The sequence below is a fragment of the Xanthomonas citri pv. citri genome, from assembly GCF_000961215.1.
GTDB classification, from domain to species: Bacteria; Pseudomonadota; Gammaproteobacteria; order Xanthomonadales; family Xanthomonadaceae; genus Xanthomonas; species Xanthomonas cissicola.
Window position 1 is genome coordinate 16,750 of sequence record NZ_CP008997.1, and the last position, 21,236, is coordinate 37,985.

24 protein-coding genes and 4 pseudogenes are annotated in these 21,236 nt (G+C 60.7%); 8 read left to right on the top strand and 20 right to left on the bottom strand.

Annotated elements, in window-relative coordinates; translation table 11 throughout:
• Positions 1–265 precede the first annotated feature (265 nt).
• The 4 genes from AMD14_RS00235 to AMD14_RS00250 form a co-directional block, all read right to left on the bottom strand.
• Positions 266–1,486 (bottom strand): replication initiation protein, encoded by a 1,221-nt coding sequence (locus AMD14_RS00235; RefSeq protein ID WP_011052942.1) that lies wholly within the window; start codon positions 1,484–1,486, stop codon positions 266–268.
• Between the two features lie 247 nt (positions 1,487–1,733).
• Positions 1,734–2,048 carry a ParC family partition-associated protein gene (gene parC, locus AMD14_RS00240; RefSeq protein ID WP_005918227.1) on the bottom strand — a complete coding sequence of 105 codons (315 nt, stop codon included), beginning with the start codon at positions 2,046–2,048 and terminating at the stop codon, positions 1,734–1,736.
• Between the two features lie 144 nt (positions 2,049–2,192).
• Positions 2,193–2,516 (bottom strand): hypothetical protein, encoded by a 324-nt coding sequence (locus AMD14_RS00245; RefSeq protein WP_005918229.1) that lies wholly within the window; start codon positions 2,514–2,516, stop codon positions 2,193–2,195.
• A complete protein-coding gene (locus AMD14_RS00250) occupies positions 2,513–3,139 on the bottom strand; it encodes a nucleotide-binding protein (RefSeq protein WP_005931726.1) in 627 nt (208 codons plus the stop codon). Before AMD14_RS00250 ends, AMD14_RS00245 begins: the two co-directional genes overlap by 4 nt.
• Positions 3,140–3,594: 455 nt before the next feature.
• On the opposite strand from AMD14_RS00250, the gene AMD14_RS00255 reads away from it, so the two are divergent.
• Together AMD14_RS00255 and AMD14_RS22445 are read left to right on the top strand one after the other, a co-directional pair.
• The gene (locus AMD14_RS00255) at positions 3,595–3,903 is read left to right on the top strand and encodes a hypothetical protein (protein WP_015462607.1); all 309 of its coding nucleotides are present in this window, start codon (positions 3,595–3,597) and stop codon (positions 3,901–3,903) included.
• Positions 3,900–4,109 (top strand): helix-turn-helix domain-containing protein, encoded by a 210-nt coding sequence (locus tag AMD14_RS22445; protein WP_015462608.1) that lies wholly within the window; start codon positions 3,900–3,902, stop codon positions 4,107–4,109. The genes AMD14_RS00255 and AMD14_RS22445 overlap by 4 nt, the downstream gene beginning before the upstream one ends.
• A 394-nt stretch (positions 4,110–4,503) precedes the next feature.
• Here the strand turns inward: AMD14_RS22445 and AMD14_RS00260 are convergent, their stop codons facing one another.
• The 3 genes and pseudogenes from AMD14_RS00260 to AMD14_RS00270 all read right to left on the bottom strand — a co-directional run bounded on the left by AMD14_RS00260 (position 4,504) and on the right by AMD14_RS00270 (position 6,058).
• On the bottom strand, positions 4,504–4,857 hold the full coding sequence (locus AMD14_RS00260; RefSeq protein WP_039700904.1) for a hypothetical protein: 354 nt from the start codon (positions 4,855–4,857) through the stop codon (positions 4,504–4,506).
• A 48-nt stretch (positions 4,858–4,905) separates the two neighbouring features.
• Positions 4,906–5,615: pseudogene (stbB, locus tag AMD14_RS00265) on the bottom strand (StbB family protein).
• On the bottom strand, positions 5,612–6,058 hold the full coding sequence (locus tag AMD14_RS00270) for a hypothetical protein (protein ID WP_011052937.1): 447 nt from the start codon (positions 6,056–6,058) through the stop codon (positions 5,612–5,614). Before AMD14_RS00270 ends, stbB begins: the two are co-directional and overlap by 4 nt.
• Positions 6,059–6,405: 347 nt before the next feature.
• Between AMD14_RS00270 and AMD14_RS00275 the strand changes: the two genes are divergently transcribed.
• Together AMD14_RS00275 and AMD14_RS24935 are read left to right on the top strand one after the other, a co-directional pair.
• Positions 6,406–6,801 carry a hypothetical protein gene (locus AMD14_RS00275; RefSeq protein WP_011052973.1) on the top strand — a complete coding sequence of 132 codons (396 nt, stop codon included), beginning with the start codon at positions 6,406–6,408 and terminating at the stop codon, positions 6,799–6,801.
• Positions 6,801–6,974, top strand: a pseudogene (locus AMD14_RS24935) (hypothetical protein). Before AMD14_RS00275 ends, AMD14_RS24935 begins: the two are co-directional and overlap by 1 nt.
• A gap of 91 nt (positions 6,975–7,065) precedes the next feature.
• Here AMD14_RS24935 and AMD14_RS22450 read toward each other — a convergent pair.
• Positions 7,066–7,367, bottom strand: a pseudogene (locus AMD14_RS22450) (hypothetical protein); the annotation flags it as partial.
• Positions 7,368–7,507: 140 nt separating this feature from the next.
• On the opposite strand from AMD14_RS22450, the pseudogene AMD14_RS00280 reads away from it, so the two are divergent.
• From AMD14_RS00280 to mobF, 4 genes and pseudogenes are all read left to right on the top strand, one after another.
• Positions 7,508–8,029: pseudogene (locus AMD14_RS00280) on the top strand (hypothetical protein); the annotation flags it as partial.
• Between the two features lie 198 nt (positions 8,030–8,227).
• The gene (locus AMD14_RS22460; protein ID WP_031425612.1) at positions 8,228–8,569 is read left to right on the top strand and encodes a hypothetical protein; all 342 of its coding nucleotides are present in this window, start codon (positions 8,228–8,230) and stop codon (positions 8,567–8,569) included.
• 258 nt (positions 8,570–8,827) lie between these two features.
• On the top strand, positions 8,828–10,402 hold the full coding sequence (locus AMD14_RS00290) for a type IV secretion system DNA-binding domain-containing protein (protein WP_011052977.1): 1,575 nt from the start codon (positions 8,828–8,830) through the stop codon (positions 10,400–10,402).
• 13 nt (positions 10,403–10,415) lie between these two features.
• Entirely contained in the window at positions 10,416–13,391 is a 2,976-nt protein-coding gene (gene mobF / locus AMD14_RS00295; RefSeq protein ID WP_011052978.1) for a MobF family relaxase, read from the top strand.
• 53 nt (positions 13,392–13,444) lie between these two features.
• Here the strand turns inward: mobF and AMD14_RS00300 are convergent, their stop codons facing one another.
• The 12 genes from AMD14_RS00300 to AMD14_RS00355 all read right to left on the bottom strand — a co-directional run bounded on the left by AMD14_RS00300 (position 13,445) and on the right by AMD14_RS00355 (position 21,206).
• Positions 13,445–13,771 carry a type II toxin-antitoxin system PemK/MazF family toxin gene (locus tag AMD14_RS00300; RefSeq protein WP_015462614.1) on the bottom strand — a complete coding sequence of 109 codons (327 nt, stop codon included), beginning with the start codon at positions 13,769–13,771 and terminating at the stop codon, positions 13,445–13,447.
• Positions 13,768–13,938, bottom strand: coding sequence for an antitoxin MazE family protein (locus AMD14_RS00305; protein WP_017157755.1), 171 nt, complete (start codon positions 13,936–13,938; stop codon positions 13,768–13,770). Before AMD14_RS00305 ends, AMD14_RS00300 begins: the two co-directional genes overlap by 4 nt.
• A gap of 184 nt (positions 13,939–14,122) precedes the next feature.
• The gene (locus AMD14_RS00310; RefSeq protein ID WP_003491149.1) at positions 14,123–14,509 is read right to left on the bottom strand and encodes a hypothetical protein; all 387 of its coding nucleotides are present in this window, start codon (positions 14,507–14,509) and stop codon (positions 14,123–14,125) included.
• A gap of 76 nt (positions 14,510–14,585) precedes the next feature.
• Complete coding sequence (locus AMD14_RS00315; RefSeq protein ID WP_011052981.1) at positions 14,586–15,005, bottom strand: hypothetical protein; 420 nt, start codon at positions 15,003–15,005, stop codon at positions 14,586–14,588.
• Between the two features lie 125 nt (positions 15,006–15,130).
• A complete protein-coding gene (locus AMD14_RS00320; protein ID WP_425508924.1) occupies positions 15,131–16,033 on the bottom strand; it encodes a lytic transglycosylase domain-containing protein in 903 nt (300 codons plus the stop codon).
• Positions 16,020–17,042 carry a P-type DNA transfer ATPase VirB11 gene (gene virB11 / locus AMD14_RS00325; RefSeq protein WP_011052983.1) on the bottom strand — a complete coding sequence of 341 codons (1,023 nt, stop codon included), beginning with the start codon at positions 17,040–17,042 and terminating at the stop codon, positions 16,020–16,022. Before virB11 ends, AMD14_RS00320 begins: the two co-directional genes overlap by 14 nt.
• A gap of 10 nt (positions 17,043–17,052) precedes the next feature.
• Positions 17,053–18,273, bottom strand: coding sequence for a TraB/TrbI/VirB10 family type IV secretion system protein (locus AMD14_RS00330; RefSeq protein ID WP_011052984.1), 1,221 nt, complete (start codon positions 18,271–18,273; stop codon positions 17,053–17,055).
• Position 18,274: 1 nt separating this feature from the next.
• Positions 18,275–19,057: a P-type conjugative transfer protein VirB9 gene (virB9, locus tag AMD14_RS00335; RefSeq protein WP_011052985.1), complete on the bottom strand. Its 783-nt coding sequence runs from the start codon at positions 19,055–19,057 to the stop codon at positions 18,275–18,277.
• A 24-nt stretch (positions 19,058–19,081) separates the two neighbouring features.
• Positions 19,082–19,756: a VirB8 family type IV secretion system protein gene (locus tag AMD14_RS00340; protein ID WP_011052986.1), complete on the bottom strand. Its 675-nt coding sequence runs from the start codon at positions 19,754–19,756 to the stop codon at positions 19,082–19,084.
• Positions 19,753–20,619, bottom strand: coding sequence for a TrbL/VirB6 family protein (locus AMD14_RS00345; RefSeq protein WP_011052987.1), 867 nt, complete (start codon positions 20,617–20,619; stop codon positions 19,753–19,755). Before AMD14_RS00345 ends, AMD14_RS00340 begins: the two co-directional genes overlap by 4 nt.
• Position 20,620: 1 nt before the next feature.
• Positions 20,621–21,001 carry a flagellar basal body-associated FliL family protein gene (locus AMD14_RS00350; RefSeq protein ID WP_015462616.1) on the bottom strand — a complete coding sequence of 127 codons (381 nt, stop codon included), beginning with the start codon at positions 20,999–21,001 and terminating at the stop codon, positions 20,621–20,623.
• Positions 20,994–21,206, bottom strand: a complete 213-nt coding sequence (locus AMD14_RS00355) for a hypothetical protein (protein ID WP_015462617.1) — start codon at positions 21,204–21,206, stop codon at positions 20,994–20,996. Before AMD14_RS00355 ends, AMD14_RS00350 begins: the two co-directional genes overlap by 8 nt.
• Between the last annotated feature and the right edge of the window lie 30 nt (positions 21,207–21,236).

Here is a 21,236-nt window from a genome sequence, read left to right on the forward strand (position 1 = left end):
TGCCTCCCCTCAATCTCGTCTCTGCGGGCTACGAGTAGGCATAAAAACTTTCATTGCCATAATGAACTCCTTGAGCGGCCTAAATGCTATGCGGCCGCCCAAGAGTAAAGCATGCTGCCCGGGCAGATAGAGGGTCGGCGATATCAACTTGCAAGGGCAACACGTGAATTGAACTGATTCCCAGCTGCTGATAGCGCGCCGATGCCGCGCTAAAGCCGTCCGCGCATCCACTGGCTCATGAGCGTCGGCCACGACACATCGGGGTTCAGCCATCGAGCACAGGCACGACACCAGGCCCGGCAGAAGACAGCTCAAGGGACACCGAAGCAGCACCCGGAACCCCTGCCCCCTGCGAGGGGGCAGATACCTGATTTGCACCATGTTTAACATCCTCAACCTTGCCCGAAGCGCCCCCCAAAATCGCCATGGCGATGGGCCTGAGCACTTCTTCGAGCACATGCTTGTAGGTGGCCACCGTCTGCCTAGTGAGGCCCGCCACGCGGCCGATAGCGGCTTGCGTGAGGGCTTCGCCCTTCTGTTGCAGCAAGCGGCACGCGGCGCGTACCTTGGACTCGGTGGCCTTGTGGCGCACGTCGTGGGTGCGGGCGGCGGCGAGGCGCTGCCGCTCGATCAGCGGCAAGTCCTTGTCAAGCTGCATCACGCCCCGGTGGCACCGGCCGCTGCCGGTGTAGCGATCCCACGTCCAGCGGGCAACGGACTTCACCGTGGCCTTGAGTGAGGACTGGGCCAGATTGTCCATGAAGCCCAGCTTCTGGAAGCTGTTGCGGTTGTGCGCGTAGGCTTCGAGCAGCCGCGTGAAGGTGGCAAACGAGCCGCGCTCGCGCTCACGGTTCACGATGGAATAGGCGTAGTGGCGCAGGTGCTCAAAGAGGATGCAGTGCCGGGAATGGCTCACCTCGTCGAGCTGCGGCCCCCTGCCCCACGGGCTGGACACAGCCAAGTCCACGTAGTCGGCCAACTCCCCCAGTTCATAGATGTGGGCGTGCAGCTCGTGCGTCAGCCACCAAGGATGGCCGGGCGTCTTGGCCACGGGGCCGCTGTGGAAGTCGGTGTCGGCATCGAGCCGGGCAGCGAAGGCCTCGTAGACGGCCTTCATGTACGCGATGGGCTTGCTGCGGGCGGCCTCGGTCGTGCAGACCGGGGGAATCGCGTAGTAGAGGTGGCTGTGGCCGCTTTGGCGGTTGCGGACGATCAGGTTGGGAGCAGGAAGCCCAGCGTCCTCCCAGATCATCGCCTTGGTGTGGTCGAGGTCGAAGATCAGCCAGCTCACGAAGCCGGGCCGATTGACCTGCATGTAGGGGTAGCGAATGGCGTATTCGCGCGGCCGGACGCGGGTGGCCGTCTTGTCGTCAGAGCAACGCGGCAGATAGGGCGCTTCGGTGAGCACGCGATTGAGCGCGGTGCCCGACTGGAAAAAGCGGTCTGCTGTCTGGTTGTCTAGTTTCTGTGCCGTTGTACCTGCCATGACCCCTCATCACACGTCCCGTAGGGGCGTGCGCACGCTTGCGCGCAGGGGCTAAGATTCGTACAATGGAAGCACTTTCAGTTGCTTTATTGCACTGGTACAGAGTTCACTCGCCAAAGCGAACGCTGTATTTGTCTGGACACCCTGCCCTGTTTATCTGTCAAGGCCCGCTCGCCAAAGCGGGCTTTGTCGTTTCTGACTCTACAGTTTTCTGCTGTCTGGTCAGCTCTCTCCTTTGCCATGACGGTCACTCGTCGGCATCCACAGACGCCGGGGCTTGCTTGTAGCCCCGCACCATCGTCTTGGGCACCCAGTGCTCCGTGTTCACATCAAACTTCATGATCCCGTAGCCCTGCAAAACGCTTGCAGCGCCATCGAGACTCTGGAAGTACCGGAGGCCGCCACGGGCAGCCCCCAGCACTCGCTCATTCATTCCGGCCCGCACTAGGATCAGAAGGCCCTTGTCACCGGGTTCCACTCGGGCGGCGGAAACCGACCCAGCGGCGATGAGTTCCTTCAAAACCTTCGGCGCGACCACACTAGCAGTTGTCGTCAGCATCATTTATACCCTGTTCCGCGCCCAACCGCAACAATATCAGAATTCGTTGCACCTCCCGCTGCATGGCGTTGGTGTCGTCGCTTGTATGGACTATAGTCGATACTGGAAATCATTATATATATACATAGATAAGTATATATATACCTATCAACCCTTGAGGAAGGCTTCCAGTGCCTCGATCACGATGTCCTTCTCCGTGACCCTGCCGCCCTTCTCTTCCGAGCGCTTGAGCGCTTCGCGCCGCAGGTGATCAGCCAGTTCCTCGGGGAAGTTGAAGATTTTTTGCACCCGTGCGCGGCCGTAGCGCTGCGTTTCCTCAGCAGCGGGCGGCGTGGCTGCCGGTGTCGTGGTCACGGCAGCAGGTGCCACCAGCGGCTTCTCGGCCTTGTCCGCCTCCCCGCCTTCGAGGAAGGCGGTCGGGTCTTTGGGCGGCTTGAACTGCGCCGTGTTGGGCTTGCCCTTCATGCTCATGCCATCACCTCCTTGAAGAAGGCTTCCATCTCGGCGATGGCGGCTTGATCGCGGCCCAACTCCTGAACGGTCGCACCCTCGCCAATGGCGCGGCGGAAGGCCACGCGCTCGCAGACCTTGGTGGGCAGCACGGTCAGCTTCTGCTCGGCCAAGAATTCCAGCATCTCGACCGCATCCTTGGTGCGTGGATCGACGCGGGTCAGCAGCACGCGCACGTCCAGCTCGGGGTTGTAGTCGCGGGCCAGCTCGACGACTTCCAGCAGGTCAGTCATGGCCGCTGCGTCCAGATTGGAGGCACCGACCGGGATCACGGCACTCTGGGCCAGCAGCAGCGCGGAGCGCAGGCCCACGGAATCACGGCCGCCTGCATCGACGACGACGTGCTCAAAGCCGGTGGCCAGTTGCTTGCCTTCGGCCAAGATCGCCTTGCCAGCGAGGCAGGTGGTGGTGGGCGACGGGTCGTACTGCGTCTCACGACGCCATGCCGCCCAGCTCGCGGCCGAGGCCTGCGGGTCGCCGTCGATGAGCAGCGTCTTGCCCTGACGGGCCAGCATCACTGCCAGATGCACGGCGGTCGTGGTCTTGCCGACGCCGCCCTTGGTGTTGACACACGCGAAGATCATGGGTGCTCCTATCTATGTATATACATACCGATGGGCAGCGCGGCGGCTGGCCCTCGACCTGCCGGGTGCATCCCCGGCCCTGTGACTCGGTAAGTATATATATACCTACCGACGCTTTTGAACATCCGACCCCAAAACCTGTCGCTTCGAGCAAGCAAGCAAGCCGCTTTGCACGCCGCCGACGTGGCAGTGGTCAACGATGACACGGACGTGCAGGTCATCAGTGACCACCAGTCGCCCAAGCGCTGGCCCAGCGGCGAGCCGCTGGTGGTGGCTGGCGTCGAGTTCGAGCGCGACTGTTCGAGTAGGTATGTAAGTATATAGGTAGGTATATATATACGTAAAGCCCACAAAAACGGGGATATCCCGACGAACGGTACTTGTAATTTAGGAACATATTGCCTAATATAATTCCATGCCAGCCACCCCGGCGGGGCGAAACCAAGGCGTTCCCAATGCACACCATCGAACTTTCCAAACTAGTCGAACAGCAGCTCGTCCTGCTGCAACCGGAGCGGCTTGAGGTCATCGGGCTTATGCGCAATGGCTGGGAAATGGCACTGAGAGTCCGCCCCGGACTGGCTCCGACGTGCTGGCTCGAAAAGAACGAAATCGGTTCTGGTGGCGAGTCGAAGTCGGTCGATATCGAAACGTTCAATGTCCTGGTGGATCGCGGGGTGTTCCGGGTCAAGAACATCGGCTGCCGGGTCAATATCTACGCGTTATCGGACGCGTACTGTCTCGCCGACGAACTATCCCCATGAAGCCCGACGCTTCGCATCACGATCCGCGACCGGAATATCTTCGGTCGCGGATCCAGCGCGCCGGTTTGTCTCAGCGGCAGGCCGCTGATCGAATTGGTATCAGCGAACGCTTGCTGCGCTATTACTTAGTGGCAGAAAAACACCCAAGCTACCGCGCAGCGCCATATCCGGTGCAATTCGCGCTAGAGAAGCTCGCAGAAGATTGAGCCGGCCCGGCGCGGCTCAGGCGCTGCCGGCGTTCGTGTTGGAGCGCCCGTCCGGATGCAGGTGCGCCGGCGCGAGAGCCGAGACGTCCACCCCTGGCCCACCGATCGCCGCCGGCGGGCGGAACCGCCCACCGGCGGGCCTTGCGGCCGCGCTCCGTGGACCAGGCGTGGACGTTCGGCAATCGGCAGGTCCGCCCACCCTTCGCCCACCGCTTCCCCCGCCCCTGGGGGTGCAAGGGGCACCCCCGACGGGCCGGGGCGGCGCCGCTGGCGCCGGCCGTGGACGAAGCGTGGACGGACGCGCACCTGAGCTGGCCACCCTTGGGGTGGCCAGCCTCCGGGCCGCTGTTCAGCGTCCCTGCGCGCCCCTACGGGGCTTGCCCGCCCCTGCGCCTTACATCCCGGCCAGCTTGGCGCCAACGAAGCCGCCCACCACGCCGGCGACAAACGCGAACCCAGCCAGCAGCAGCACGAACCGCCGCGCCTTGCTCTCAAACGCCGCATTCGCGGCGACGACCTGCGCCGCGCCGCTATTGAGCTGATTTCCGATCTGCGCGGCTGCATGTCGGCCAGCTTCAGTGAGCTTCTCGGCGTTCTTGTCGATGACCGACTCGAAATTGAGCTTGGCGGCCAGGAACGCCTTTCCGGCCGCGTCCGTTGTCGCCTTCTCGATCTTTCCTGTCAGTGCCTCGTCTGCCTGCTCGAAGCGACGTACGAGGGCGTCGGCATCTTGCAGCAGCTCGGCCATGAGCGCTTCGCGGGCCGTCGATACGTTACTCCCCATGACGTCCCCTCATCACTTGAACAACGCCTTGTAGACGTCATCGAGGTTCTTGTTAGCCGACTTGGCGAGCCGCTGCGCCGAGATCATGCTGACCGCGTGCGCCTTGGCGTCCTCGTCCTTGGCTTCACGAAGCATTGCCCGATAGTCCGTTTCATCGGCCACGATTTCCGAGACGGTCTTTTTCAGCGTCCGCAGCCGGTCGAAAATCTCGTTCTTGAACACCACGGCTTCCGGTCGCAGCGTGAAGCGTTTCTCGGCCTCGTGGAAGCCGAAGATCATCGCGAAGAGGCGCGGCACGTCGTTCGCGTCTTCCAATTCGACCTTGTTGAACACCACACGGATTTTCTTCGCCGGTACGCCCAGGTCTGCCAGCGTCCGGATGGTATTCAGCGTGTCGATTTGCTGCTTTTTCTCACTGACAGCCGGCACAACGAAGTAGTCGAATTCCTCATGGGAGCCATCGAACTGGCCCATCTGCTTGATGAACTCTTCGACGTTGGATGCACCCACACGTCCACGATGGCCGAGTCGAGTGTCATCAGGTCCTCTTGCAGCCCGCCGTAGTTCTTTCCCTTGAGACGCTGTGCGTCACTGTCGGCTGATGATCCTGCATTGATGGTCTCAATCTCGAATTTCGGTGCGTTCATGCGCGGTGCAAGCAGGTGATCGACCAACGTGGTCTTACCTGGATTCCCACTGAAATTTATGACGGCGACTTTCATTTGTGCTTTCTCCATTTCTCTTTGGCCAAGCGCTCGTAACGGGCGATATCCTTGGCCTGTTCTTCCGGGTCGGGTTTCATCACGCGGTCAAGCTCTTGCATCGAGATCGGACCGCGAGATGGTGGTGTTTCGGCTGAATCTGTTTCGTGCGATACAGATTCGGATTCGCCAGGTTGAGGTGGTGCCGGCATGCCGACCGTCTGCGAGGCCGATTGCTGCCCTTTGGTCTTTGCTTGATGCTTCTTTCGGTATCGATACAGATAGCTCTTTAGTGTGGCTTCGGTCAGATCAATCCCGCTGTCTTTCAGGGTCTTGAGAATGTCCGCGATACGCACACCTGCCGCGATCCTTTGTTCAATCACCGGCATCACTTCGCGCACCTTAGCCGCCTTGGTTTTCGGCTCTATAGCCGTCAAGGCCTGTGTCAGGTCAGATTTAGGCATTTATGCATCCTGTCAGCAGTCTTTACGCACTCTATATGCATGATGTGTGCATTTTTAATGGTGCCAGATTGCACGCGCTTTACAACCTACGTGCATCCTTTTTGCCTACGCCCTTCGGGCTTGATAGTTTGTACGCCCTTAACCCCTAGAGATTTCGGTCCTTAACAGGCCCAAATCTCAATACACATCACGCACCCCTTCGGGGTTGCTAAAGCCTTGTCAAACATGGATTTGCGGGCGATTTACACCGCATAGATGACTATAGCTACTCTATAGGAAGTAGCCGGAATGCCTTATTTTTGCTAGGTTCATGCCTATAGGATTTTCTATAGCTTGAGAAAACATCCATGAGCAGCGGTAAATCTATCCCTGTTTGGTACTCGGAAGAGGATCGCCGCAGGGTCGAGGAAGCGGCCGCGCTAGCCGGTTACAAACACCTGTCGAAGTACATCCGCGACAAGTCTCTGGACCGTGGCAGCCACCGTGAGTCGGGCCGCGACAGCATGGAAGCATGGGCCGACCGACAGGAACTTGTCGGCCGTCTGGCCGAGATCGAGCGCAGCCAGAAAGGCGCGCATGCGCTTCTGGCAATGCTGCTTTTTCTGGTGCGCAAGAAGGCGACCACGGGCGAGTTAAACGAGCTGGTTCTCGCTTGCGAGACCGTCGGCGTGCCGGCCGACGTGCTCGCCGTTTCCTTGCCCGAGCTGGCTGCACTGCTAACCCGCTTTACGGAGGATTCGTAATGCCACAGACCACCGGCCAGATAGAGGCCGAAATCAATGCCGTGATCGCGCACTGGCGACGAGGCGCTGGCTTAATGAGGCGCTCACCGATGCGCTGCACCGCGATTGCGTTGATGCGGCCCACGCTGCTGGCCGACCTGTTGGGTCGCCGCTGTGATTCCAGGAGGGTGTAAGCAATGCAGAAGCACGAAGTCGAAAGCGCAACCTTGCTCTTTGGGGTTGTAAGCCGGAACCGCCGAAATTTCCGCCACCCGTTCCGAGCGATCACTCGGCAAGTTGCTTGATACCTCCGGCAAGGCATGCGAACGCTTCGTTCACATACTCCAATGCTTTGGGGTCAGTGCGCGCCGCGCGTAAAAAGTCTTTAAGCTGTCCAGATCGGATAGCCATTGGCGGTGCAGGCTGCCCAGCTCGTTGTCGTGTGGCTGGAAGACTTGCAGGTTGCCGCTTTCACGAAACGCTTGGTAACCACGCTCAAGGGTTGCCGCTGTAACCAGCAGTTGAGCTACCCGTGGCTTGTGCTCTTCGGAGAACTCGGCCAGGCCGTCATAGGGACGGGATGGGGCAGTACGCCGGAATTTTGTCACCCCAGCTCCAACCCTTCCACTAGCGCATCCATAGGGCCGGCAGGAAGTTGTGAAAAATTTCTGTGCTGACAGCGAGTTAGCTCACTTTTGGCTGTTTTTTACACAAATCCCTGCCTCCCCTCGACTTCGTCATCTTTGCCTCCAGCACGCTCACCGGCCAGGTCAACGGCACCACGTTCCCCTTCGTGTATGGCCCAGCCACCTATCTGGACAAGTCGGGAAGCACTGTCTACATCCAGAACTATTCGTGTGCCTCCAACGACATCCCTGGGTTGTACTCCAGAGTGTCCATGGTCAGCCACGAGATGGGCCACCTATACCTGGATCAGGGCTGGGTGCTCGGCACACGGGAGGACTACATCGCCAAGGCCTGCACCAATGAAGGACGGGCCGTGCTCAACAACTCCACGGCGCGCAACGAGATCCTGGACACCTCCCAGGGAGGCGCCGACATCAGCCTGATCGCGGCGAACGCTCCGGCGCTGCTGTCCACGATCGCGGCCGGGGGAGCCGATCTGGCGCAACGTGTGGGTGATGCATTCTGCGAGGTCAATGTCACGTCCACTACCGGTGAGAACTACAAGGTGTACTACGGCAACGAGTACGACAAACTCAATCCCCCTTCGCAAGAGGAGCAATAAACCATGAAGACTCTCGTCGCCGCCCTTGGCGCGGTCGTCCTCGCGACTGCTTCGCTCGTGCCTGCCACAGCCGCACCGCACGCCTCCGCCGCCGCTGAAAAGCAGCTCTGGGCTTTCTCGGAAAAAATTGCATTGGCTCTTCCAGGGAATGGAAAAGACGTACTGACGCTCGTCTCCCCCCACCCTGACTCGGTTGCCCTGACCAATGGGCAGGAGCCTCGCAAGACGTCGAAGCAAATCGCTCCGTCGCTGTTCGCCTCGAACGCCGTGGTTGTCATGGGCGCGGACAATCGCGCAGATTCGGCATCCTTCGAAGTGACAGGCAGCTGCGTCTCGATGGCAGCGCTGCGGAAACAGTATGCGAGGCTCATCGTGATGGACTACGCGCGCGGCGTCAATGAGCATGCCGTCTACACCTTGGGCGCGCAGATCGGCGATGCAATCGTCGCGTACTCGTTTCCTGCCAGCAAGCTCGATTGCATGAGCCGCGTGTTCATCACGCCCGCAAAGATCACGAAGAACAAGCTCGGAATTGCATAGGCGACGAGCACGAAATTCGAGGGCAGCGGTCTTATTTCTATGCGCTGAAGTACGAAGCCGCTTGCTCCGGGGTGACATTGGGGGTCACGGACCACCGGCCAGATCGAGGTCGGAATCAATGCCGTGATCGAGCACTGGCGACGAGGCGCTGGCTTGAGGGGGCGATCACCGATGCGCTGCACCGCGATTGCGTTGATGCGGCCCACGCTGCTGGCCGACCTGTTGGGTCGCCGCTGCGATTCCATGAGGGTGTAAGCAATGCAGAAGCACGAAGTCGAAAGCGCAACCTTGCTCTTTGGTGTTGGCCTGCCGCTGGCCGGCTGGCTGGCCGGCACATACATCGGCAATGTGCCGCTGTCGCCGTTCCCGCAAGCGCTCACCGCTGCGCTACACGCGACACCGAACAATCCGTTCATCGTCGGCGGGGTTGTGGCCGGTTTGGCACTGGCCGCGAGCGCCGCGTATTTGTTCCACGAGTACGGGGACGATGGTTTCCGGGGCGCGCCGTATCGCCGCTGGATGCGTGGCTCAAAGATGGCGAACTGGCACAAGGTAAAGAGCCAGGTCAACGCGGCCAATCGCGGGGAGAATCGCCGCCGACGGGCCGAACAGAGGGGTGCGAAAGATTTGCCGCCCGTCATGATCGGCCCCATACCCATGCCGCTGCACCTTGAAAACCGTAACACGCTGATTTGCGCGTCCATCGGCGCGGGTAAGTCGGTCGCGATGGAAAGCATGATTTCGTCGGCCGTGAAACGGCGCGACAAGATGGCCGTGATCGACCCGAACGGGACGTTCTACTCGAAATTCAGCTTTCCCGGCGACACGATCCTCAACCCGTTTGATCGTCGCTCGTCGGGATGGACGTTGTTCAACGAGATCAAGGGCGTGCATGACTTCGACCGGATGGCAAAAAGCGTCATCCCGCCGCAAATCGATCCAAGCGATGAGCAGTGGTGTGCCTATGCTCGCGACGTGCTGGCCGACACCATGCGCAAGCTGGTCGAGACGAACAACCCGGATCAAGACACGCTGGTCAATCTGCTGGTGCGCGAGGACGGCGAAGTCATCCGCGCGTTTCTCGTCAACACGGATTCGCAGGGCTACTTCCGCGATAACGCCGAGAAGGCCATCGCGTCGATCCAGTTCATGATGAACAAGTACGTGCGGCCGCTGAGCTTCATGACCAAGGGCGATTTCTCGTTGCACAAGTGGGTGAATGACCCCAACGCCGGCAACCTGTTCGTCACGTGGCGCGAAGACATGCGAGCCGCGCAGCGCCCGCTTGTGGCGACATGGATCGACACGATTTGCGCGACGATTCTCAGTATCTCCGACGACGCGCAACACCTCTCCCGGCGTCTGTGGCTGTTCCTCGATGAGCTGGAATCGCTCGGCAGGCTTGAATCGTTCGTGCCGGCCGCGACGAAGGGCCGTAAGCACGGGCTGCGCATGGCAGCCTCGATACAGGATTGGGCGCAGCTCGATGAGACCTACGGCAAGGATGCGGCCAAGACCTTGCTCGGCTGCTTCCGCAATTACCTCATCTTTGGCGCGTCGAACGCGCTCAATGCTGACAAGGCGAGCGAGATTCTTGGCAAGCAGCACGTTGAGCGCATCCAGATCACGACCAACGCGGGGGGGATCGGTGGAGGCGGCCGCAGCCGCCATGTTATCGCCAGCCCACCGGAGCCGGTGGTATTGGACTCGGAAATCTCGAACCTCAAGGACTTGGAGGGCTACGTCATGTTTGCCGAGGATTTCCCCATTGCGAAGATCAAGCTGCCCTACGTGAAGTATCCGCATCGAGCGGCCGCTATCGACATCAAGTGACCGAGGCCGGGCCATGCTCAATGTGACGCCGATTCGCGGCAACAACCAGTACGCGGCCGCGCATTATTTCTCGGCGGCCGACGACTACTATGCCAAGGAGAACCCCGGCGAGTGGCAAGGCCAAGGCGCACAGGTGCTTGGCTTGACGGGGCCGGTGGAACAGGCGCAACTCTCGCGGCTGCTGGACGGCCGGCTCCCGAACGGCGAGCGTATCCAGACGACCTTTGACCCGACCGACAACAAGAAGCGCATGGGGCTGGACCTGACGTTTTCCGCTCCGAAGTCGGTTTCCATGCAGGCGCTTGTTGCTGGCGACAAGGACGTCACCGCTGCGCACGACCGCGCCGTGACGCGCGCACTGGAGCAGGTCGAGCGGCTGGCCGAGGCCCGGAAGAAGGTCAAGGGAAAGAGCTACCGCGAGCGCACCGGGAACATGGTCATCGGCAAGTTCCGGCACGAAATGAGCCGCGCCAAAGACCCGCAGCTTCACACGCATTCTGTCGTGCTCAACATGACGCAGCGCGCAGACGGCGCTTGGCGCGCACTGTCGAACGAGGACATATTCCGCGTGCAGCACGAGGTAGACGCGCTCTACAAGGCCGAGCTGGCGAGGGGCTTGCAAGCGCTTGGCTACGCGATACGCCTGGTCGATGACCAGGGCAATTTCGAGCTGGACCACATCAGCCGCGACCAGATCGAGGCGTTTTCGGCGCGTAGTCGCCTCATCGAGGAAGCGCTTGCCAACGAGGGCAAGACGCGAGCGACGGCGACCACGCTTGAGAAGCAGATCATTTCGCTTGCCACGCGGCCGCGCAAAGATGAGTCCGACCGCGACCTGGTCAAGCAGTATTGGGTCGAAAAAAGCCGCGAGTTTGGTATCGACTACGGCCCGCGCTCGCAGCTCGACGGCCGTACTTACGAGGCAGGCGACAGCTTCGGCGGTCGTGGCCGTGAGCGAGGCGACGCCGGCGACCGCATCGCAGCGACGAGCCTGCCGGCGCGCCTCACACCGGCGCAAGCCGTCGTGCAGTACGCCATCAACCACCTGACCGAGCGCGAAGCCGTTGTCCGCGAAACTGCGCTCACCGCCACCGCGCTGCGCCGAGCGGTCGGGTTGGCAGGCCCGGATGAGGTTCGCGCCGAAATCAAGCGGCTCGTCGGCCAAGGCGCACTGATTGAGGCCATGCCGGCGTACCGCATGGCCGACCGCAAGGATGGGCCGGCGCTCTCGTCGGCCGGCTGGAAGAGCTACCTGCAAGACCTGAAAGGCTGGTCCGACAAACAGGCGCAGCAGTACGTCAGCAATGCGATCAAGCAGGGTTCGCTCGTGCCAGCAGAGAAGCGCTACACGACACAGAAGGCACTCGCCCGCGAGAAAGCGATTCTCGCCATCGAGCGCACCGGGCGCGGAGCTATCGAGCCGATCATGACGGCGGCCGCCGTCAAAACGGCGCTGGAAAGCTCGGCATTGAACGCTGGCCAACGTTTCGCCGTGGAAACCATCGTGAGCACCAAGAATCGGTTCGTCGGCATCCAGGGCGACGCCGGCACCGGGAGAACCTACACCGTGAATCAGGCAGTTGCACTCATCAAGCAGGCGTCGGCCGTGAGCGAGGGCTACCGTACCGTTGCACTCGCGCCCTACGGCAATCAGGTCAAGGCGCTCAAGAACGAAGGGCTGGAAGCGCACACGCTGGCGAGCTTTCTACATACCAAGGATAAGCCCATCGACGGCAAGACGATCATCGTTCTGGACGAGTCGGGCGTCGTTGGCGCTCGCCAGATGGAACAAGTCATGCGAATTGTCGAGAAGTCGGGCGCTCGCATGGTCCTGCTCGGCGACACCAAGCAGACCGAAGCCATCGAGGCCGGCAAGCCGTTCGCGCAGCTCCAGCAGGATGGCATGCAGACCGCACGAATCAGCGAGATTCAGCGCCAGAAAGACCACGAGCTGAAAACCGCTGTCGAGCAAGCGGCCGAGGGCCGCGTCACGCAATCGCTCGCGCACATCAAGCACGTTGAGGAACTGAAAGAGCCGACCGAGCGGCACCGGGCCATCGTGAACGACTACATCCAGCTCACTGAACCCGAGCGCCGCGAGACACTGATCGTTGCCGGCACCAACGAGGCTCGCCGCGAGATCAATCGCATGGTGCGCGAGTCGCTGGACCTGACCGGCAAGGGGCGGGAGTTCGAGACGCTGACTCGTGTAGACCTGACACAGGCGCAGCGCCGCTTTGCGCCAAGCTATCAGCCGGGCATGGTCATCCAGCCCGAGAAGGACTATCAGAAAGCCGGCCTGACGCGAGGCCAGACCTACCGCGTCAAGGAAGCGTTACCCGGCAATGCACTGGTCTTGCAGCGGCAAGACGGTACCACCACCACGATCAACCCGCGCAAGGCGACGCAACTGAGCGTGTACCACCTTGAGCGCGCCGAGCTGTCGATAGGCGATACCGTGCGGATCAACCGTAACGACCCCGGGCGCGACCTCACGAACGGCGACCGCATGCGTGTCGCCGGCGTGATCGGCGGTACGGTCAAGCTCGAATCGGTCGAGCAGCGCGACGGCCGGCCGGCTCGCGCGCTCGAGCTGCCGACGAATCGACCGCTCCACCTTGAGCACGCCTATGCGTCCACCGTCCACAGCGCGCAGGGCTTGACCAACGACCGCGCCCTCATCGCGCTCGATACCAAGAGCCGCACCACGTCGATGAATCTGTATTACGTGGCGATCAGCCGTGCGCGACAAGAGGCCAGGGTGTACACGAACAATCGGGGCGAGTTGCCGGCAGCCATCGCGCGGCGCTTCGACAAGACGACGGCCCTAGCGATCCAGCGCGAACGCCAATTGCAGCGCCGCGCCGCCGGTATGCAACCCAAAGGCACAGCCGACGGCAAGCAGGCGTTGCAGCGTCAGCAGCTCCAACAGCAGCGCAAGCAGCCGGCGAGCGGCAAGAAACCGTCCGAGTACGGACGCTTTGGCTAGGGCTGGAGGCCGGGGAGCAACGGAACAGCCAACTCAGTTAAGCGGTTTGGTCGTCACTTAGCGATGCCCAAGAACACGGCCAGGCAGCGCTCAATTTCCACCAACGCATCAGCGTCTACGCGCCCAAAGGCTCGACCTACCTTGTCACGCTTCACGGTCATGGCCTTGTCCACCATCACCTGAGACGGCTTCTGCAAACCATTGTCGGTACTTGGATGAACGGTAATACGCAGCAGCGGCGCAGCAACGAGCGTGCTTGTCACCGGCAGCACCGTCACGGTGGTGTGTGCGTCAAACTGGTCGGCCTGGATCACCAGAGCGGGCCTTGGTTTTCCGAAGTCGCCTTGCATGGCGATGGTCACAAAGTCACCCCGCATCATTCCGTCCAGCCATCCATGTCTGCTAGCGCCTCATCCATGAAGCGCTGCATGTCGGTATCCGCCATGTCCGCTTGTGCAGCAAGACGACACTGACGGCGGCATTCCTCGGCGAAGTCAGGCCGCCGTGTGTCCGGCACCCAAATTTGCACCGGACGCAGCCCTGCCATGCGCAGGGCGTCGCGGTGCTTTTGAACTCGTGAATTGACGTGTGCCATGTTGGCCTCACCGTTACATGCAACGAGTTTACGCCTTATTTTTGTTACATGCAACAAAAGCGGGGCTTTCGGTGGTTCCGGCTTGGTGCCTCAAGAAGCCGCCGACACCGCGCAAGCCGCGCCAGTTCCAGTGACTCTACTGGTGGTCAGCTCGATCGTCGGGCTTTGGGAGCCGGTCATAGCGCACGATGCCGTCGTGCGTAATGGTGAAACGCAGATCGGAAGCGACAAATGTCTCAGCAGCAAGGCCGCCATAGACGGAATCGCAGACCCATACCGCCATGGCCAAGCTCATCATGGAGCGTTCCATCTCACGGTCGCGATCCGGCTTGTTCGACTGGAACGCTTTGAGGATCTCCGTGCCGAAGAACGTCACGGCACCGGCTGCCCAGTCCGCGCCGTGCTCCCGTGCCATGTCCTGCCGAGCCTCGGCGGCGACGGTGAGCATCAATGCATTCATCGAGATCGCCATGCGGTGGGCGATCTCGCCGGCGGTGTCGAGTAGGATGGTTGTGACTTTCATAGGTTCTTCTCCTGAGCCAGCTTTCTCGCATGCGAGAGAAGCTGGTCACCGCCTGGGCCATAAAGCAGGTCGTCCACTATTGTTCCGGGTAGCTTGTGCCGTCGATTTTCACCGAGGCCCAACCGGAAATCTTCTTGGCGGTCTTCACGGCCTTGTCGAAGTCCTTTTGCGTGTCACGCAGCAATTCGAAAGTGCGGGCGTTCCAGAAATGGCCGTTCTCGTCTCGGTAGCCTTTCGGCAGCTTGCCGCGCAAAGCGTGCATGCGCTTTTGCACGTTAGCCGTCATCTGGTAGGCAATCATCATGGCATTGTTCACCTTGGCGAGCGAATCCGGTGTCAGCAACTCGGCACCGTCGAACACGTCGAAAATCACCTTCGCGTAGCTTTGCTGTATTGAAAAGAACCGCTCCGCTTCTTGTTGAAGCGCGACCAGTTCGGTGACGAGTTCAGGCGTCAGGGCGTTAACTTGTATCTTCATAATTTCGGCGTTGTTCATCGATAGATTTCCTATAGCAGTAGTTGGCTGTACCGCCGCGCCAAGACAGTTCCAGCGCGGCAGGTAGGGATTCAGGATGTGGATGGCTCCAACTTCTCCTCGTCCGGCCACGCGCGTCGGGCTTGTCAATTCACAAACTGCACGAAAGGCGCGTCCTGCTGAGCGCTGTTCGCCGTCGCCCGTTGCACGGGGACGGCTTGCGCTTCGCGTTGGGTCTGCACTCGCTCGGCACGACCTGCCGTAGCGGCCGGTGCAGCGACCGGCGTCACGAGCTGGACCTGGACGGCCGGCTCTTTGGCCGACTCCGCATGCGTGGGTGCGACCGACTGGCCGCTTGGCTGCGCTCCGTCCGCGAAGATCACCCATTCGCTCGGCGCCGCAGCCTGTTTCGCCGGCCCTGCAGGCCGACCAGCAGGGCGAACGGCTACGGAGCTTTCGGGCTTCACGGCAGGCACAACGGGGATCGGCTGAGCCGCCCCCGTCGCCTTCGCTACGACCTTCTGCACATAGCTCGGCTGCCCCGCTTTGTCCGGTCGAAAGCCGCGCGTGAAGTTGCCCGAGTAGTAGCAACTGAACGCGGCCCGCAAGGCTTGCTGATCGTCACCCATCTGCGCCTTGGCGCGCTGAAAGCAGTCTTTGAGGATCACGCTGCCCGCCTTGAGATTGCGGCACGGCTCGAACACGGTCTCGTAGCTCTCGCCATATTTGGCGAGGTTGTAACGATTGACCTGCCCCAAGCCCATCGAGAAATTGAAGCCCTGCCGCTCAAGCTCACGAGCCGTGGCCACCGCTTCGGCCAAACTACGCGGCTGACGATCGAGGCGGCCGCCCACGACGCCGATCGCATAGGGATTCCACGACGATTCGGTGCTCACCACGCCCTTGAGCGTGGTCGGGTGAACGTCCGGGGCGCACTCGGCAGCCAGCTTTTCAAACGCCAGGGGCTGCGCCGGCGTTTGTGCGCCGGCGAACAGCGGAACAGCGGCCAACAGCCCTGCCGCCATCGTTATCGCGTTACGCACCTGCATAGATGATCTCCGAGATGTAGCGGCCGTTGCGCTCGGTGTATTTCCACTGCACAACAACATCGATTCGCCGCTTGACGCGCGCGATGACCTGCTCGCGCGTCATGGATGTGTGACCGTCCATCAACTCGCCAAAACGGTCGTACATTTCGGCCGGCGAATCGGTGTGAATCGTCGTGAGCGACCCCTTGTGGCCCGTGTTGAGCATGTTCAAGAACTCAACCGCTTCCGGGCCGCGAATCTCGCCCATGATGACCCGGTCGGGCGTGAGTCGCATGCACGAGCGAAGCAACGTTGTGGGCGTTACGGCAGCTTGCCCCGACGCCTGATGGCGCGCGTAAGAAAGTCGCACGCAGTTTGGTTGCGCAGGTTCGATCTCCCGCGAGTCTTCAATCGTGACGATCCGCTCGTGTGCAGGGATTTCCTGCACCAACGCATTGAGGCACGTGGTCTTGCCGCAGTACGTTCCGGCCGATATGACAATGTTCTTGTGGGCCAACACTGCGCCGCGCAGAAATTCGTCCCACTCATTCGCGCGATACAGGTCCAGCAAGCGAGCATCGGAATACGGCTCATCGAGCACGTCGCTATTCACGAACCGAAAAGCGCCCTGCTCCCTGTACTTCGGCAGGCTCATCCGAACCAGCGACTGTTTGCGAATCGTCATCGCGATGGTGCCCTCCGGTACGACAGGCGGAAGAATCATTTCCGTGCGATACGTTCCGCGCTCGAAGTCTGGAACACCGTCATCGAGGTTGACCGGGATTTCGGCCGAGAGAATCGGACTATCCCGGTCAACTTCCAGACTCTTGAAAGACGCCGTGACTTCGGCCAGCGACGAGAGCAACTGATATGTCAGCCCCGGCACTTCGATTTGCTCGGCGTAGTACGCGTCTTTCTTTCGCAGCCAAAGCTCTCCCGGCTTGTTGACCTGAATCTCGGTGACCTGCTTGTCATCGAGATAGTCGGCCAGCAAGGAGAGCTTGGTACGGAAGGAGGCAATCTGCGACATGGCTCGACCCTCACTGGATGAACGTCACGCCGTCGCCGCGCTTGGCTCCGTCGATTTCATCCTTGTAGATCGCCGTGAAATCGAGGTCTTTGTTCACGTAGATGCGAACGCGCGAGCCGGCCGGCACGGTGATGGTCGGCGGGATATTGATGTACGGCTGTAGCACCGACTGCGAGGTTTGCGCGGCCGCCTGTTGCACCGATTGCCGATAGGCGGCGGCCGAGTTGTACTGATCGCCCGAACTCACGCCGGCGTTCGACGCGCCAGCGCCGATGATCGACAGCAGCGCGGACGTGCCGAAGATTCCAGCAAAATGCGTGTCCACGATGCCGCCCATGCCGGCAGTGCCGAGCTGGTCAGCGCCCGCACTGTCGAGCGCCACTTGCACGCCATCCGGCCGGCGTACGGTGTTCCAGATCACGAACAGCCGGTCTTGCCCCTTGCGGACTTCGGCGCTGTACACGCCGCATACGCGCGAACCCCACGGAATCAGCTTGTTCCGGTCTTGCGCGCCGTACACGTCGCGCTGAACGGTCGCACACACCATGCCGGGCAGATCGGAGATTGCCCGCGGCTCAAGCACGGCCTCGATGAGCTTGCCCTGCAAGACCTTGTAGGGCAGGTTGTCGATTTGATTTGCCTTGCTGACCGCCACGTCATCGCCAGAGACAGCCCGCGCAAAACGCGAATTCGGGTCTTGCGCGCCACGGTCGCCACTACCGCCGCCTAGCATGCCGGCATTCGACTGCCCTTGGTCGCCGCTGTCGCCCGCCGGCTGCGCAGACGCTGCCGCCTGGTTGTTGGAGTTCGGCGGGATGATGGCCGACTTCCTGCGGGCTTCGAGCATCCGCCGCTCTTGTTCCTGCCGCTGCATTTCCATCTGTTCGCGTTGGGCTTTCATCGGGTCATCGGCCTGCGTTGCGTTCGCAGGCGTCGCGGCCGGAGTGGAAGTCACTGCCGCCGCGCTGGCCGACTCCTGCTCCTTGAGCTTCGGCACCGGCTTACGCTCTGGAATGCTCAGTTCGCTGTTGCCCACAGGCTTCGCCGGCTCGCTACCGCCGTGCTTCATGTACCAGACCGCACCGAGGCCAACGGCCGCGATGGCAGCAATCGCGATACCGCTCATCTTCTTCTTGCGATCATCGGCCACCAACGAGGCATTGGCCTGCTTTTCCCACTCTCGCACGGCCGCCTCGCGGTCCTCCTGCGGCTTGTTTGTCTGATCGCTCATATCAGTTACCCCCGACAGTGCTCACCGGGCCACTCACAGCGCGCTTGTAGGGATTGGCGTTGTTCTGCACGCAGAGGTGGGAGTTGCCATTGCGCAGCGTGAACAGGCTTGCCGTGCGTTCAACCACAAGGTATTGCCCCTCGCGTCGCGTGTTGACGATGGTCTCTGTGCCGTCGGGGCCAACGGTGTACACCGAAGGGATTTCTGCGTTCTGGTCGAACATGAAATAGGTGAACTGGCCATCATCGAAAGCCCGCTTCAACGGGATGGCCGTCTTGTTTCCCGACGTGCCGTAGCCAAGGTTGAGCTTGGCAGGATCGAACCCGTTGCTCATGCGCTGCGAGCTGCCCGCGCCGGCGTATGTCTTCACGTTCGAGTTCGGATAGACGAAGCGGACAAGGAACGTCATCGCCGCTTGGCTCTTCGAGCTAGTCAGCTTGAAGTAGTACGTGCGCTTATCGGTAATCACGGTCAGGTTCGTGGCCGCGTTCGGCTCCACCGGCTTGAGGAAAAGGCGGTTCTGGTACGGCACGGTTTGCCATGCAATCGAATCGCCCAACGTGACAACTTTGACCGTTTCGTCATTGGCGAACTCGATAGAGGTCTGATAACCATACGTGCCGACGATCTCGTAGACCTGATTCGGGTCATACGGCACTTGCTTGACACGATCATCCGTCACCAAGGAATGCGGCAACTTCGCCGCGTGAGCCGGCACCCACGCCAGCGAAATCGACGTGCCCGCAATAAGGGCAACAGCGAGAGGAACAGGGTTGAATTTCATGGTCTGTTTCCTTGTACAAGTCGGTTACTGGCGGCTCAACTCTTGATCTTTGCGGTATGCCGTCGTCGCGTAGCCCAATGCGTTTTCCCACCGGTCGCCCAGGGCGAGCGGCTTGAAGGTGAAGGTGTAGCGAACGAGCGCGGTGTAGTAGTCCGTCTTCGGCGGACTGCCTGCCTTCTCTGTAATCGACTGGAACGACACCTGATAGGCGTCCTTGCCTAGCGACGTAATGCCCGTGATCTTCGGGTAACGCCGGCCGCCCTGCCCGAGCTGGTAATACGGATTGTTCGGGTTATCGGGGCTGGTTTCCGCGTCGTACTGGCCTGCTACCGTTTGTGTCGAGTGCAGCCGGCAGAGGTCGGCAAAGTGCTGCCGCCAGTCCGGGTCGAACGTGTTGCAGTACATGATGAAGTCGTACACCTGGCTCTGGACGAAGCTTTCCTGCCCCGTGATCGCTTCCTTGTTGACCACCTGCTGTTTCACCACGTGCCCGTTCGCGTCAATGACCGACACCACTGGAATGACCGTGTGAATGTTGGCGAGCACCGTGACCGCACTCGCCATGCCGCCGACGACGAACAGCAGCAACCCGATGAGCAGATACGCGCGGTTACGTTCCTGTTTGAGCTTGTTCGAGCCGCCCAATTGGGCCGACTGCGTCTCTTTGTCGCCCAAAAAAGTTTTCTTGCCGAATTTCATTTGCCAGCTCCCTTGGTCATTACCATGCGAGCGATCATCACCAGCGTGCCGGTAGACGACGAGGCACCACCCGACAACGCCGACGCCCAACCGCGGACACCCAACATGAACAGAATCAACACGCCTTCCACGATGACGAGCTGCGCAGTTTGCTCAGACGTCACAAGGTCGGGCGATGCAGCTTGTGCCGCTTTCCCTGCCTCATCGATAGCGTCACCGAAGGCCAGAAAGCCAAAGCGGACGATGGCAATCACGAGGATGTACATGAAACAGAAAGTCAGCATCTTGCTCACCCAATTCATGAACCACTGTCGCGTTTCAGGGAACATCAGGAAGCAGAGAAACAGCGGGCAGAGCACCATCGTGATAGCCAAGCCGAACTTGGCGATGGTCATGTACGCAAGGGCGAGCACGAACAAGATGCAGTTCAGGACAAACAACACCAGACCATCAAGGATCATCCCTATCTGGTAAGAGTCCGCCGACCGCAACGTGTCCGAGACCTTTCCGACGTTGCTATACAGCGCATCGAGCATCTGCGATGTAGGCTTGCCGGCCATGATCGTGGCGGCCGCGCCTTCCATAAACGACACGAAGGCGTTGTAGAGCTTCTGAGCCAGCCCACCCCAATTGAGCGTTCCAAATACGGCCACCGTCATGACGGTCTTCGCCAAGAGGTCTTTCCACTGCATAGGGGAGTGCCCGGCATAGACCTTGTAGCCATGCAGCGCCCAATAGAGCATGGCCGCGTAGGTGATCGGCGTCGAGATTGCCCCTGCGATGGCCGGGTACGTCTGCGATAGGAACGACTGGGTAACGCCATCGGCAGCACCGAGCAAGCCCTGTAGCGTCATGTTGGCCATGCTATTTCGCTCCCATCACTTCCCGCCAGTGCGCCTTGACGCGCGAGTCGAGCACGTCAGCGCGAGACAACTTGATGCCGGTAGCCGAAGCAACGCGCTGCACCGTACCGTTCACGCACACATCGACCTTGTGCGGTTCCGGTTGGGACTGTAGGAAAATGTCTGCGCCGCAGTACGGCGGAAGCCACTGCCGAAACTGAGCCTTGTCAGCCTTTAAAAGCGGGTTCCCGGCCGGCACCACGAGCACACGGTTATCAGTCGATGGCGGTTGCGGCACGTTAGAGGTGGTAGCGGCCGACTGCTTCGGAAAGAAGTAGTAGACGGCTCCACCGATTGCCACGACAACCGCAAGGCCCGAGACGATCATCCAGACATTACGCATCGCTCTGGCTCCCATAGTTGTCCGTGTTGACGTTCTCGAATTTGGATGCGCAGGGCGACTTGTTGAACTTGTTGGACGTGCTTGCGCAGCCGGAGATGAGGGCCGCGAAGAACAGCACTGCGAACAAGCGCCATCCTTTTTGGATGAGCTTGAGCAACGGCCAGAACAAGATCAGCCCAGGCAGAAGTGCGAAAAATAATTGCATTGTTGCGAGTCCTTTGGGTGTTGGTGTTTC

What these genes read in the sequence shown, in the direction of transcription:
- AMD14_RS00300 (WP_015462614.1), bottom strand. Translation starts at nt 13,771, where the DNA reads ATGATGCGGGGTGACTTTGTGACCATCGCCATGCAAGGCGACTTCGGA.
- AMD14_RS00250 (WP_005931726.1), bottom strand. Translation starts at nt 3,139, where the DNA reads ATGATCTTCGCGTGTGTCAACACCAAGGGCGGCGTCGGCAAGACCACG.
- mobF (WP_011052978.1), top strand. Translation starts at nt 10,416, where the DNA reads ATGCTCAATGTGACGCCGATTCGCGGCAACAACCAGTACGCGGCCGCG.
- AMD14_RS00275 (WP_011052973.1), top strand. Translation starts at nt 6,406, where the DNA reads ATGAGCAGCGGTAAATCTATCCCTGTTTGGTACTCGGAAGAGGATCGC.
- AMD14_RS00310 (WP_003491149.1), bottom strand. Translation starts at nt 14,509, where the DNA reads ATGAAAGTCACAACCATCCTACTCGACACCGCCGGCGAGATCGCCCAC.
- AMD14_RS00255 (WP_015462607.1), top strand. Translation starts at nt 3,595, where the DNA reads ATGCACACCATCGAACTTTCCAAACTAGTCGAACAGCAGCTCGTCCTG.
- AMD14_RS00270 (WP_011052937.1), bottom strand. Translation starts at nt 6,058, where the DNA reads ATGCCTAAATCTGACCTGACACAGGCCTTGACGGCTATAGAGCCGAAA.
- virB9 (WP_011052985.1), bottom strand. Translation starts at nt 19,057, where the DNA reads ATGAAATTCAACCCTGTTCCTCTCGCTGTTGCCCTTATTGCGGGCACG.
- AMD14_RS00235 (WP_011052942.1), bottom strand. Translation starts at nt 1,486, where the DNA reads ATGGCAGGTACAACGGCACAGAAACTAGACAACCAGACAGCAGACCGC.
- virB11 (WP_011052983.1), bottom strand. Translation starts at nt 17,042, where the DNA reads ATGTCGCAGATTGCCTCCTTCCGTACCAAGCTCTCCTTGCTGGCCGAC.
- AMD14_RS00315 (WP_011052981.1), bottom strand. Translation starts at nt 15,005, where the DNA reads ATGAACAACGCCGAAATTATGAAGATACAAGTTAACGCCCTGACGCCT.
- AMD14_RS00305 (WP_017157755.1), bottom strand. Translation starts at nt 13,938, where the DNA reads ATGGCAGGGCTGCGTCCGGTGCAAATTTGGGTGCCGGACACACGGCGG.
- AMD14_RS00345 (WP_011052987.1), bottom strand. Translation starts at nt 20,619, where the DNA reads ATGGCCAACATGACGCTACAGGGCTTGCTCGGTGCTGCCGATGGCGTT.
- AMD14_RS22445 (WP_015462608.1), top strand. Translation starts at nt 3,900, where the DNA reads ATGAAGCCCGACGCTTCGCATCACGATCCGCGACCGGAATATCTTCGG.
- AMD14_RS00330 (WP_011052984.1), bottom strand. Translation starts at nt 18,273, where the DNA reads ATGAGCGATCAGACAAACAAGCCGCAGGAGGACCGCGAGGCGGCCGTG.
- parC (WP_005918227.1), bottom strand. Translation starts at nt 2,048, where the DNA reads ATGATGCTGACGACAACTGCTAGTGTGGTCGCGCCGAAGGTTTTGAAG.
- AMD14_RS00290 (WP_011052977.1), top strand. Translation starts at nt 8,828, where the DNA reads ATGCAGAAGCACGAAGTCGAAAGCGCAACCTTGCTCTTTGGTGTTGGC.
- AMD14_RS00320 (WP_425508924.1), bottom strand. Translation starts at nt 16,033, where the DNA reads ATGCAGGTGCGTAACGCGATAACGATGGCGGCAGGGCTGTTGGCCGCT.
- AMD14_RS00355 (WP_015462617.1), bottom strand. Translation starts at nt 21,206, where the DNA reads ATGCAATTATTTTTCGCACTTCTGCCTGGGCTGATCTTGTTCTGGCCG.
- AMD14_RS00245 (WP_005918229.1), bottom strand. Translation starts at nt 2,516, where the DNA reads ATGAGCATGAAGGGCAAGCCCAACACGGCGCAGTTCAAGCCGCCCAAA.
- AMD14_RS00350 (WP_015462616.1), bottom strand. Translation starts at nt 21,001, where the DNA reads ATGCGTAATGTCTGGATGATCGTCTCGGGCCTTGCGGTTGTCGTGGCA.
- AMD14_RS00340 (WP_011052986.1), bottom strand. Translation starts at nt 19,756, where the DNA reads ATGAAATTCGGCAAGAAAACTTTTTTGGGCGACAAAGAGACGCAGTCG.
- AMD14_RS00260 (WP_039700904.1), bottom strand. Translation starts at nt 4,857, where the DNA reads ATGGCCGAGCTGCTGCAAGATGCCGACGCCCTCGTACGTCGCTTCGAG.